The sequence below is a fragment of the Simplicispira piscis genome (genome assembly GCF_054783455.1).
Window position 1 is genome coordinate 497,278 of sequence record NZ_BAAGQN010000007.1, and the last position, 11,977, is coordinate 509,254.

11 protein-coding genes and 2 pseudogenes are annotated in these 11,977 nt (G+C 59.2%); 5 read left to right on the forward strand and 8 right to left on the reverse strand.

Features of this window, described 5'->3' with window-relative positions:
- Positions 1–3: 3 nt before the first annotated feature.
- The 3 genes from ACYVOC_RS05640 to ACYVOC_RS05650 are packed head-to-tail and all read left to right on the forward strand — an operon-like array spanning position 4 to position 3,742.
- Positions 4–2,031 (forward strand): hypothetical protein, encoded by a 2,028-nt coding sequence (locus ACYVOC_RS05640; protein ID WP_461161134.1) that lies wholly within the window; start codon positions 4–6, stop codon positions 2,029–2,031.
- Positions 2,028–3,383 (forward strand): ATP-binding protein, encoded by a 1,356-nt coding sequence (locus ACYVOC_RS05645; protein ID WP_461161135.1) that lies wholly within the window; start codon positions 2,028–2,030, stop codon positions 3,381–3,383. The genes ACYVOC_RS05640 and ACYVOC_RS05645 overlap by 4 nt, the downstream gene beginning before the upstream one ends.
- Positions 3,384–3,442: 59 nt before the next feature.
- A complete protein-coding gene (locus ACYVOC_RS05650; RefSeq protein ID WP_461161136.1) occupies positions 3,443–3,742 on the forward strand; it encodes an antitoxin Xre/MbcA/ParS toxin-binding domain-containing protein in 300 nt (99 codons plus the stop codon).
- Positions 3,743–3,765: 23 nt separating this feature from the next.
- Here the strand turns inward: ACYVOC_RS05650 and ACYVOC_RS05655 are convergent.
- The 5 genes and pseudogenes from ACYVOC_RS05655 to ACYVOC_RS05675 all read right to left on the reverse strand — a co-directional run.
- A pseudogene (locus tag ACYVOC_RS05655) lies at positions 3,766–3,981 on the reverse strand (DUF4926 domain-containing protein); the annotation flags it as partial.
- Between the two features lie 15 nt (positions 3,982–3,996).
- Positions 3,997–4,299 (reverse strand): type II toxin-antitoxin system HicB family antitoxin, encoded by a 303-nt coding sequence (locus ACYVOC_RS05660; protein WP_461161137.1) that lies wholly within the window; start codon positions 4,297–4,299, stop codon positions 3,997–3,999.
- Positions 4,300–4,587: 288 nt separating this feature from the next.
- The gene (locus ACYVOC_RS05665) at positions 4,588–4,869 is read right to left on the reverse strand and encodes a hypothetical protein (protein WP_461161138.1); all 282 of its coding nucleotides are present in this window, start codon (positions 4,867–4,869) and stop codon (positions 4,588–4,590) included.
- Positions 4,870–5,009: 140 nt separating this feature from the next.
- A complete protein-coding gene (locus tag ACYVOC_RS05670; RefSeq protein ID WP_461161139.1) occupies positions 5,010–5,804 on the reverse strand; it encodes a DNA/RNA non-specific endonuclease in 795 nt (264 codons plus the stop codon).
- Positions 5,805–5,880: 76 nt separating this feature from the next.
- Entirely contained in the window at positions 5,881–6,522 is a 642-nt protein-coding gene (locus tag ACYVOC_RS05675) for an SOS response-associated peptidase (RefSeq protein WP_461161140.1), read from the reverse strand.
- A gap of 238 nt (positions 6,523–6,760) precedes the next feature.
- Between ACYVOC_RS05675 and ACYVOC_RS05680 the strand changes: the two genes are divergently transcribed.
- A complete protein-coding gene (locus ACYVOC_RS05680; protein WP_461161141.1) occupies positions 6,761–7,204 on the forward strand; it encodes a LexA family protein in 444 nt (147 codons plus the stop codon).
- Positions 7,205–7,283: 79 nt separating this feature from the next.
- Positions 7,284–8,660, forward strand: a complete 1,377-nt coding sequence (locus tag ACYVOC_RS05685; protein ID WP_461161142.1) for a Y-family DNA polymerase — start codon at positions 7,284–7,286, stop codon at positions 8,658–8,660.
- Here ACYVOC_RS05685 and ACYVOC_RS05690 read toward each other — a convergent pair.
- The 3 genes and pseudogenes from ACYVOC_RS05690 to ACYVOC_RS05700 all read right to left on the reverse strand — a co-directional run bounded on the left by ACYVOC_RS05690 (position 8,630) and on the right by ACYVOC_RS05700 (position 11,968).
- A complete protein-coding gene (locus ACYVOC_RS05690; protein ID WP_461161143.1) occupies positions 8,630–9,490 on the reverse strand; it encodes an SDR family oxidoreductase in 861 nt (286 codons plus the stop codon). The two genes, ACYVOC_RS05685 and ACYVOC_RS05690, sit on opposite strands and share 31 nt — an antisense overlap.
- Before the next feature lie 24 nt (positions 9,491–9,514).
- Positions 9,515–10,276 (reverse strand): annotated as a pseudogene (locus ACYVOC_RS05695) (SDR family oxidoreductase).
- A gap of 81 nt (positions 10,277–10,357) precedes the next feature.
- Entirely contained in the window at positions 10,358–11,968 is a 1,611-nt protein-coding gene (locus ACYVOC_RS05700) for an AMP-binding protein (protein ID WP_461161144.1), read from the reverse strand.
- Positions 11,969–11,977: the final 9 nt, after the last annotated feature.

Genomic DNA, 11,977 nt, shown 5'->3' on the forward strand with positions numbered 1-11,977 from the left:
CAATTGGAATTGCCAGAAGGGCTTGGCTGTCTAGCTGCGGGGACACGTTACTACTACTGCGGCAGAACTGTTGATCACGGCATCTTGCTGGTCTGGTTCTACCGGGCAAAGCATGAGCAGTGGCGGGTTGGCTATGTGCACATGGCCGACAGCCTCGTGGAAAAAGAGCTCACCAGATCGTCGCCGGGCATCAGGCCATGCAAGCGGCAATACAGCCTACCTCCAGCATTGTTTGACCTTGAAGGAGTCAACTTCGAGGAACTGTCTGAACACACATTCAGCCGAAAGCAATCCCACCAGGAGGGCGTTCAGCATCGGCTCGAATCAATTTATCCCTTGCTCGAACACGAGCAGGAAATTTTGCAGGCACCCAATCCGTTGAAGGAAATTGCACGGATTAAAAAGAGGCTGGGGTCGGCTTCACACGTCCAGCGACTGCAATATTGGTTCTTTTGCTACCTTCTGCATGGTCGCAACCAATGGTCCCTGAAGCCAAATACGCATCGCAATGGGACTTGGTCGCGGAGATCTGATCAGCACGCAGGCACGAAGTTTGGGCGGCATCACGCCAATGGGAAACGCCGTGGCTGGTCGTCCACTTACTTTCACGAGCAGGTGATAGAAAGCTATTTATCCAGGTGCGGTTTGGGCAAGACCATGCGATCAATTTGCAACGCGGCGCTTTCCGAAGACTTTGGCTGCGTCACAGTCTTCGACGAGCAGGGACGCCCACAACTGACGCATCCCATGAACAGGCCTTTTCCCACGTATGGGCAGTTCAGACAAATAGTGATCGACAAGTTTGGTTTAAAACAGGTTCAACTGTCGGTCTATGGACATGCGCGGATGCGCAATGATGCGGTCATAGATGAGGGAAGCTACTCATCCCACTTCGCGAACGCCCTCGAGTCCTTAGAGGTTGATGCTTACCATTGCGACGACCATCCCATTGCGTCTTCGTCAAATAGCACGATGCCGACACTGATTGTCGCCCGCGCTATTTGTGGAGTGACTGGTAAGCGTCTGGGCATTGGGTTTTCCATAGGCGGCGAAAGGCAAGAGGCATACAGAGCAGCATTGGTTTCAATGACGATGCCTCCTGAAAAGCTTGCCTGGGTGTATGGCATTCCTGTGGAGACCCTACGTGGACACGAGATGGTCATGGCCCGCTCGGTTCTTTCAGATCGAGGTCCGGCAGGGCAGCAGTCGCTTTTGGACGATCTGGAGGTGAAGTTTCCGGTCAAGTCAACTACCACGTCTTACAGCGGTCAGTCAAAGCCGACGGTGGAGTCCGCGAACCCCCGAAGCACTGCGCTAGAAGGGGCGCCTTCGTTCATGCAGAGTAGCCATACCGTTGCGAGCATGATGAAACGCGAGGTACTGCGCACATTCGCGGAAAACCATCATTCCAACATTATTGAGCGCTTGGACCCTAGCACTCTCCATGAATTCCACACGCTTTCATATCCTGCGACGCCGCACTTTTACTGGAAGTATCTGAGCGACCGGCTTCGCACCTGTGCACAAAATATGGATTGGCGCGATGCAATTCGGGCGTTTGCGACGCATACGCTGTTCAAGGTTGAAAAGGCTGGGCTTGAGTGGAAGGGCGTTACTTTCAGCTCCACAGTGCTGCGCGAAGGGCTCCATGAGAAGCTGATGCGGCGGGGCGTTAGAAGCGTATCAGGTTACACGCTGAGCCTTGTAGCTCGCTGCGTTTGGGTCGAGATCGATGGCAATATTTTCGAGCTGGAGCCAAACCTACGAGTTCAAACGGATGGTGAAGATCTCTTGTTGCCGTTGTCCTCGTTGGCGGATATCGAGCAGGTGAAAGCAGAGGTGAACTCAGCTACACGTGAAGCGGCCCAAGCATCGATTGTCCATCTTCACAAAACAGTCAAGGAGCAAACTGGCCTAGCGCTCAACGCTGGCCAGCGCCGTGGTGGCTCGCCTAAGAAAACTGGTTCCGCCTCTGCCGAGGCAAAGGCCCTGCGCGGTGTCCAGACCGGGAACGTGAGGAGGCGCGCATGAAGCCAAATCCATGGGTGGCTTCCTATCTAATTGGGAAGAGTCCTGATCGCTATGCTTCTCTGGAACGTCACGCGGTTGCTCAAAGTATCAAAGGTGATTCCGTTGCCGCACGCGCCGAGGTTCTCAAAGCCAAAATGCGCGAAGTTTTTCTCTGTGGCGAGCAGACTTCCTCGCTGTTGGACAAGCTGCTAGCGATGGGGGAAGGGCATGCGCTGACTCACTACAGTTCGTCTCAAGAAATACGTGGTTCCATCTATCACCAGCAACCATGGGGTGATGCCACACAGCCTGCGCTGATGCTGACGGGGCTTGCCGGGACCGGCAAGACTCAGCTCATGCAGGCTATGAAACGCTTTCTTGGGGATCGTGTAGGAAGAGTCGATCTGCCGGGTCATCGTAACCTGGAAATTCAGCCTGCTTGGTTCCTGTCATTGAGAGACGGAAACACTCTCAACTCCTTGCTTGGTCCCTGCGTGGTTCCCGAGAGGGCGGACTGTGACGGGGTGGAAATTCCGAAGAGAAAGGATCTCAAACAATCTCAGCTGCTGCAACTCGCCAGACGAGTCAGCCGGCGGGATGGTGTCTGCATCATCTTCCTTGATGAGTTCCAATTCATCACTCGCAGCCAGGACGCGAATACTCTGGCGATGACGCTGTTGCTACAACTGCTCAGCGTGGGGCCGCGCGTGGTCTATGTGGCCAATTTCAGTCTGGCACGGCGGCTCATGAACCGACGCCAGGAGGATCGTCATCGCGTACTGGCCAATCATTTGGAGCTTCAACCAGATGCGGTAGATGGCTCTGACTTCCTAAACTACATTACAGAATTGACCCGGATAGTCCCGGAGGACTTTAGGTTCGAAATCTCATCGATTGCAGGCCTATTGCACCGATACTCACATGGGATAAAAAGGGCGGTGATGGAGTTGCTCGTAGCTGCCTGGGCACACGCAAAAACTCATCGTGGAACGCGTGCGGATGTAACAGAATCCGATGTGAAGGCCGCCTATGCATCGCCAGGGTACTTGCCCTTCCGTCACGACGTCGAAGCGCTAGGGCACCATTCGAAAGGCACCAAAGACATCGATGCGGATTTGCTCAATCCACTGCGTGTTGAGAGCCAGGCGGAAAACGTGGTCATCGCCCAGGCAGCGATCAGTGATTTCAACCGACGTGTCAATGAACGGCACGTAGAAGGCATGCTGACGCCGGATGAAAGTGAAGCGCTTTCAACACTATTGCCTTCACGAAGAGAAATGTCTGTTGAGGGAAGAGTCCGGCGCATACCTACAAGGGCTGCATCCAAAGAATCCCTGCTTGATGCTTTTGCTCGCTTGGCAAAAGACCTATAGCCTTGCACATTGAACACTCAGCGCGATTGCTCAGGACACAACCTGCGAGGTGTATGGCGATGACAAAAACCCAGGCTACCACCACAAATGATATGGGCGAGAGGGCGCGGCGGGATTCGCTGCAGGACTGGGATTGCATGGCTCCCGTGGGTCGAGAATTCGGCAGTCCAGACTATGAGCGCCTCGAACAGCTCGACCACCTTGCGATCCTGGCCAAGGGAAGCCTGCTCGCGGCTCGCCGCTGGCTGGATACCCCCAATAAGGCACTGGAGGGCATGACGCCTGAAGAGGTGGCAAAAACTCCAGAGGGTTTTGCGCGGGTGCGCCAGTTGCTGACCTCGTCAACAAAGGCACGATGACACGCCCAACGGATAGAAGTTGATCAGGGTAGCCGAGGCTTCTTGCGACTTTCTTCGCTCTGAAGCAAGTCCTGTCGGACCTCTTCACGCATGGCGGAAAGCGGTGCCGGAGCCAGATCCTCCGGTTGGTGCGTTTCGACGCAGACGGTATGACCATCCTGCGTCAAGAACTCCACCTCATGAGCAGCACCTTGCCCATGGACGTGAACCACCACACCCAATGCGCCTGAATCCAGCGCATGTTCGGGAAGGGGCTATTTGAGGGTGACTGCGGTGTGTTCCTGCAGCACCTCCAATACCTCTGTCAAGTTTGCGCAGAGTTCTTCGATGGTTTCACCTTGGGTGTGCGCACCTGGGACTCCTCGCACATGGCCCACCAGCAATCCCGTGTCTGGATCGCGTTCGATCTGGATGGACGGGACACCAAGGCCAGCGCTTTGCTCCTGCAGGAACTTTGCAATGTGGGGGTCGGAAGCCTGGATCGTCTGCACGCAGCCATCGACATACCCGGTGAGGGGGATGCCAGCGCGTGCATTCGATGCGACCGCGTTGGCCACAGCTTCCCTTGTGAGCGGGGTTAGCTGATCAGCGTCCAATCCGTGAAAAGTAGGCTTCGAGCGTTCCATGCGGGGGAGGCTACAGCCATTGATGACCGGGGGCAAGGTCAAGGTTTTCAGATGCATCAACGGGAGCCGCGTTGCTACTTGTCATGCGCTACACATTAGCTGGCGATTGGCGCGGATACCGGGAGCCATCTGCTTGTTCATCTTTTTTCACCGGCACGTCAGGCGTGTTTGCTTATGCGCAAGGTTTTTGTCACACGTAGATTGCGTCCGAGGGGCGGCTCATGTGAACAGGGTTATACGTTGCAACACACGTCCTTTTGGCATGTGCACTTCAGCATCGGACTGAATGGCGTGGATCTGTGCCATGGTGAGCGGCCCGTCATCCTGCGAATAGGCGGGCAGCTTCTCGTTTGCCAACCTGGCAAGAGCCAAGTGGACAACTTGCCTTTCGCTGAGCTTCAGTTCTCTGGCAAGCGAGCGCAACGTCGACCGCGTGATACCTGAAGGGGTATCCTGCGAATGAAATTCGAGCGAAAGCTGGTCAGTTGGTGGCTCGGTCATGCTGCTCCTTTGATCGACACTGTTCTGGCAGGTCGTGGGATCAATGCGATCCAGAACACTGCTTCTTTCGGAGCTGCTCTGGTTCGATCAGGCTGGTCGTCCAATTGTGGGCGGTCCTCACCAGATGTGCAAAACGTCCATCAATTCAGTTGTGAAATCGCCAGTTTTGGCAAGAACTCCACCCCTGTCCGCTTCACCAGCTCCTGGTAGCTGATAGGTCTGCTAACGCGCTCCCCTTCGCGGTTCTCCTGCCAATGCGCCCACGCCCGGTTGTCGTGCTGGTCGTACACCAGCTTGAACAGGTGGCTTGGGACCCTGACCCCGTTGTCCCCGATGCGGGGACTCTCTTGGGTGAACACCGGCCCGGTGATTACGAACACATCGCCCTTGGCCCGCCGGATATACCGGCGCGTGTCCTGCTCGATCTTGGCCCAGGCACCACCGTTGTGCTGGATGTCCTGCGGCACCATGTTGGCCAGGCTGAAGCTCTGGGCCATGGCTGTCGGCGTCGGCATGTCTCCCGCCGGAGCCATGTGCCCTCGGCTGTAGCCTGAGCGCTTGTAGTCCTCCAGTTCGGCGCGCTCGCCTCTGGGAAGGCGTGCATCGGCAAAGAACTTGGTCGCTCGCTTCTCGTCGGCGTCCTCGATGATTCTGCTGTTAAGGCGCTGCGCCACATAAACCGGCGTCTTGGTCTCTCCACTGTGCAGGACGGCAAAGGCTTCGTAGCACAGCTCGCGCAACTTGGGGCGTGCCGGTATGACGGGTGGCTTGCCGTCGGCAAAGAACTGCGGGCATTGCGCAAAGCGGGTCGGATGACCTGATGCACTGTCCAGGGCTTCAAAGACGGAAAGGCGGGCTTGGGCTGTACTGGCGACGGTCAGTGCAAGGATGGCGGTCAGGCGCAGCATGCGCGACCACGGCGCGGTCTGTTTCATTTCAAACGGTTGGTTCATTGCTGGGTCAATGCATGGGGACGGAGTGCCCCATGCTGGCGGAAAGGCTGCTCGGGTTCTATCCCACCCTCAGGCCCTCGGCAGGGAAGGGCTGCAGGAATTCCATGCTGCGGCTCGCGGGTGCCTGCAGCCAGTCCTCGAACTGCTCCGGCTCCAGAATCACCACCATACGTTTTTCGTCGGTGGGCTTGTGGAACAGGTTCATCAGCGGATGCTGGTCGGCATTGATGGTCAGCATGGTGAAGCTGTATACGGTCTCACCACCAGGCGATTTCCACTGGTCCCAGAGCCCGGCGATTCCCATGGGCTGGTCATCGGCGCGGCTGATGCGGGTGGGAATGGCTTTGCCGGAGCGCCAGTCTGGCTCGTAGATGGCCATGGCCGGGATGATGCAGTGACGGGCGCGGCGCCACGCATCCCTAAAACTCGGTTTGATGGCCACCGTCTCGGACCGTGCGTTGTACGTGTGGCGGCCCAGCTTGAGGGCGTCAGCCCAGTGCGGCACCAGTCCGTACTGCCCGATCAAGGCTTCATGGGGCGGCACAGCCTCATCGCCTACATCCGCATGCGGGTGCCTGCGGATAAAGCTGCCCTGGTAGCAGGGCCACATGTCTTCCTTGCCTTCCATGGCAGGGGGCTCGGCCTTGAAGACCTCCTGGTACGCCTCGGGTCGCTTGATGCCCTGGTAGTGGCTGCACATGCCTTGAATCCTGTTGTTGTTGGCTGCCTTGTTGTCCCCAATCCATGGGGTCAATGCTGTGGATAGTTCCTGGGATAACCCGCTCATCCTGCGCCAGTGCTGGCCTGCAGCACGGCGCTTAAAAGATGGGCAGACCGCCGCAGTCGGGAATGGCTTGGGAACCGCAGCAGGGAATATACTGGATATAACAACAGTATTTATCTCCCTGGCTTCCTCAGCTGTTCGTGCTCCCCCATCCATGCCCCCGGCTCTCCATTCTTCCTGCTCCGCTCCTGTGCCCTATATCCCCGGTCTGACGGCTCTGGAGATCGATACGTGTGTGCGTGCAGGGTTTCCGTCACCCGCAGAGGATTTTCAGGCGGAGCGGATTGATGTGCTCAAACAGATCATTCTGCATCCCCAGGCCACCTACACCTTGCGGGTGCGGGGGGACTCGATGCGAGACGAAGGCATCTTCGACGGCGACGTGATCCTGGTGGATCGGGCCATCAAGCCGCGCCATGGACATATCGTGGTGGCGGTGGTCGATGGAGCCTTCACCTGCAAGAAGCTGTGGCTGCGCGGCGGCAAGCTCAAGCTGCAGGCTGCCAACCCAGCCTACGAAGACATCGTCCCGCAGGAAGGTCAGACCATCGAGGTCTGGGGCGTCGTGCTCGCCAGTGTCAAGCGGTTCAATACCTGAACCAGGTGGCGCTCGGTTCTATGACACGGCTCGACCTGCATCCCGAGCATTCGCTCTGAAGCACAGGCTGGAGGTCACTGTGTACGCGCTGGTGGACGGCAACAATTTCTACGTCAGCTGTGAACGGGTGTTCCGGCCAGACCTGCAACATCGGCCGGTGATCGTTCTGAGCAACAACGACGGCTGCGCCATTGCCCGATCGAACGAGGCCAAGGCCCTGGGGGTGCGCATGGGACACCCCTGGCATGAGATCCGGCATCTGGAGAAAGAAGCAGGTCTTGTGGCCCTCTCGGCCAACTTTGCGCTGTATGGCGACATGTCTGACCGCATGGCCAGCCTGGTGGCTGCGCTGGGTCACCGCCATGAGGTGTATTCGATTGATGAGAGCTTCGTGGACCTCAGCGGCATCCGGGGCGACATGACTGAACGAGCCCACGCCATTCGTGCGCGGGTGCTGCAGTGGGTGGGCATTCCCTGCGGCATCGGCATTGCGCCGACCAAGACCCTCGCCAAGCTGGCCAACTATGTGGCCAAGACGGCTGAGCGCAAACCCGGCTCCTACCGAGCAGAACTGGCCCAGGTCTGCAACCTCGCGCAATTGCCCCGTGAAGAACTGGATGCGGTGCTGGATGCGACCGATGTGGGTGAAGTCTGGGGCGTGGGGCGCAAGATCGCAGCCCAGCTCAAGGAAGCAGGCATCGAGACCGTGCTGGACCTTGCACGATTGGATCCGGCCACGGTGCGTAGGCGCTGGTCTGTGGTGCTGGAACGCACGGTGCGAGAACTTCAGGGCATGCCCTGCATAGGACTGGACGATCAACCGCCACCCAAGAAGGAGATCGCCTGCACCCGGTCGTTTGGGCAACCCGTCAGTGCGCTCCCGGACCTGGAGCAGGCGGTCAGCACGTTTGCCAGCATGGCAGCGCAGAAGCTGCGCAGGCAGGCCAGCCACACGGCCCATGTGCTGGTGTTCATTCACACCAGCCCGTACCGCAAAGGTCCGCAGTACGCCCGGTCCATCACCGTACCGCTGCTGCGGGCCACCAGCGACACCGTGCCCGTCGTCCATGCTGCATTGACCGGGCTGCGCCGGATCTACCGCCCGGGCTACGCCTTCATCAAGGCGGGCGTCATGCTGCTGGACTTGCACAGCGCAAAGCTACAGCAGGGAGAACTCGATCTGGAACCGCTGGAAGCGCAAGACAGCACTCGGGAGCGGCTGATGGGGGTGCTGGATGAACTCAACCAGCGCTATGGGCGTGGGACGGTGAAGCTGGCCAGCGCCGGGATTCAGGCGACGGGAGAGCGTGCCAGATGGGCCATGCGGCAGGAGCGCAGGTCACCTGCTTACACGACATGTTGGGAGGATATGTTGGAGGTGGGGGATGTCTTTGTCTCTTCGCCTGCGATGATCTGCAATGCTACTCAGCAACAGACGAAGATGGCGATTGCATGAAGGTGGGGTTTCGGTTGGTAAAGGCGCCTTTGCAGCGAATTCGGTCGTACCGATGACGTGTGTATGCAAAGGGCCTTGATGATTGGCCTGCGCAGCGGCGGCAACAACGCGAAGACAGCCACCAGCACATGAGTAAGGTAGTGGATTTTCCAGTGGCGCTTCCTGCCATGCGCCGCCTTCCACACCACCTCAGCCACCTGCTCCGGCTGCACGTTGACGCCCGTCGAGCGCACACTGCACGCCTGCGTCGATGCAGCCGTGACCATGGGTGTATTGACATAGGGCGCCATGATGTCACTCACGGTGATGCCATCGCGCTCCAGTTCAAGGTCAAGCGCCTCTGTCAGCGCATGCACAGCATGCTTGCTTGCCGAATAAACCGCTAACTCGGGCATGCCATAGATCGCCGAGGTTGAGCACATGGTCAAGATGTGCGCGTCAGGCGTGGTGCGTAGCGCAGGCAAAGCACAGTGGATGCCATTGAGCACGCCCTTGACGTTGATGTCCAGCGTCAGGTACTGCTGCATCAGAGGAATATCCTCGTTGCGCCCCATCCGCAAGATGCCTGCGTTATTGAAAAGCACATCAAGCCGTCCTCCAGTGCTTGAGGTGAACATCTCGATGACAGCGCGGTATCTCTTGGCGTCAGTCACGTCCAGCCACGGCGTGCGACATTTGTCCGCGCCGATCTCTCGTTCCAGCCGGTCCAGCCCCTCTGTATCAATATCGGCCAATCCCACAAACCAGCCGCGCGAGGCGAACAGCAGCGCCGTGTGGCGACCAATGCCGGATGCGGCACCGGTGATGAAGATGGATTTACGTCGCGTCATAGTGGTACCGACGTGGGCATGGCTTCAGCGCGCCGTGTAACCGCCGTCAATGACCAGTTCAGAGCCAGTCATGTAGCACGACTCATCCGACGCCATGAACACCAGCGCCGGAGCGATCTCTTCAGCCAATGCGAGGCGACCAAGCGGTATGCGGTTGACGATGTCTGCCTGCAGCGCCTGAGCCATGTCGGCCGGCATGAAAGCCAGCGCACCAGAGACCATTGGCGTGGCGATGTAGCCGGGATGGAGCGAGTTCACGCGGATGTTGTAACCGTGCGCAGCGCAATGCAGCGCTGCAGATTTGGTCAGCAGACGCACTCCACCTTTGCTGGCGTTGTAGGCAACCAGATTGGGATCGCCAATGATGCCCTCGATCGAGGACACATTGATGACTAATCCGCCTCGCTCCTTCATAGCGGCAATGGCCTTCTGTGTACCCAGGAAAACACCGTCGAGGTTGATCTCCAGCACGGCACGCCAGTCCGCAAGGCTTGCTTGTTCAATACTTCCTAGCCGCCCCACTCCAGCATTGTTGACCAGCACATCCAGCGCGCCGGTCGCGACGATCACCCGATACCAGTCGGCTTACTGTGTGACATCGTGCGCCAATGCGGTCACCAGGTGGCCCGCTGCGGAAAGGCGCGCAGCCTCGGCTACCACGCTGGGAGCATCGATATCTGTCAACACCACCCGCGCACCTTCGCGCGCAAAATACCGCGCGGTAGCGAGTCCCAATCCACTGCCCGCGCCAGTAATCAGGGCTGTCTTGCCTTGCAAACGCTTCATCTACGTCTCCCTTTTTGTTATGAATGAAATACCTCGCTTATCCCGGTTCTCTCGGCAGCGGAGTAAGCGCACCTCTTGGGATCAACCACCCGCATCGCGTCGATGTACGCTCGCCGGCTCACTCTCGAACGCCTCCATCAAGAAGCGGTCCTGCGGCTTCTCTGACGCCGTCTTGGGGATTTGTGCCAGTACCTGGATGTAGCCAGGCACCATGCCTGCCTCCAGTTGCTGCCGGCACACGGCAAAGAGCTGTCGTGCGTCGAACGCGGCTGCGTCCTTGGGTACCACTGCGGCAACGACCTCTTTTTCTCCCGGAGCGAGCTGCGCACTTGCAATACCGTAGACATAGACGTCATCGACCATGCCCGACTCGGCGATTGCCTTCTCGATAAAAGCCGTGGCGATGAACTCGCCGTTGCGCCGGATGCCGCTGCCCTTGCGGTAGTCGAAATACAGCCACCCGTCGGCATCCTCGTGCACCACGTCGCCCATGTGCAGCCAGCCGCCAGCGCATTTACGCGCGGAGGCGTCGACGTTGCCGTAGTACTGGACGGCAAACGGATCGCCGCTGGCGTGACGAAACAGCAGCTCACCCTGCTCGCCACGCGCCACATCGTGGCCGTCCTCATCGACGATGCGGTGCACCAACGTGGGGGGCGGCTTGCCGATACTGCCCACCGGACCCTGGCCGGGGTGGTTGAAGGTGAGCCCACCTTCCGCCGCACCATAGAACTCCAAGATCTGCACGCCAAAACGCTGCTGAAAATCCCGCCAGATGGCCGCAGGCATGCCTGCCGAGACGACAAAGCGCACGGGGTTGTCAGCATCATCCGCCCGGGGCGGCTCGGCGTAGACCGCCGTCGTCATGCCGCCCAGCAGCGTGAAGCTGGTGGCGCCGTATTTACGCGTGATGTCCCACAGGCGCGACTTTGTAAAGCGCCGCGACAGCACGCAGAGCAGGCGGCAGGCCAGCGCCGCGCCCAGAGTCAGGAGTTGGGCGTTGGCATGGGTGAGCGAGAGGCCGGAGTACAGCACGTCGCCCTCGCGGTAGCCAAACAGGCGCAGGGCCAGGGCGGCCGTGTCGCAGTAGCGCCGGTGCGTCATGACGATGCCCTTGGGGTCGCCCGTGGTGCCTGAAGTGAAGATCAGTTCCAGCGCAGCGTCCGGCTCGATGGTGGCCATGGGCAGGTCGGGCACGACCAGGGGCGCAACGGCCTCCCAGTCCACGACGCCGCTATAAGCCGCCAGCGGTTGCTCGCCCTCATCAGTGACAAAGGCTAAAACCCAGCGTACGCCGTTCAAGCGGGGGCGCAGAGGCTGCAGGTGGGGCAACGCGTAGTCGGCGGCGAAGACGGCACAGCACTGACTGCTGGTGAGCAGGAACCGCAGCTTGTCGCCCTTGGTGCGGGCGTCGATGGGCACGACGGCCACACCCAAGATACTCGCGGCCACCATGGCCTCGACGAACTCTACATGGTTGGCCATAAGCAAGGCCACACGCTCGCCAGGAGTAATGCCCAGGTCCTGCATGACCTGCGCCAGGCGCTGGCCGTTGTCCCAGAGCTGGCGGTAGCTGCGCACCTCGTCGGGGCGCGTGCTGCCGCCCTCGATGGTGAGTACTTCGAAGTCGGGCAGCTCGGCCGCGCGGTTGGCGACCATGCCGGCGAAGATGTTGTCGGGGTAAAGATTCATGCCGTGCAC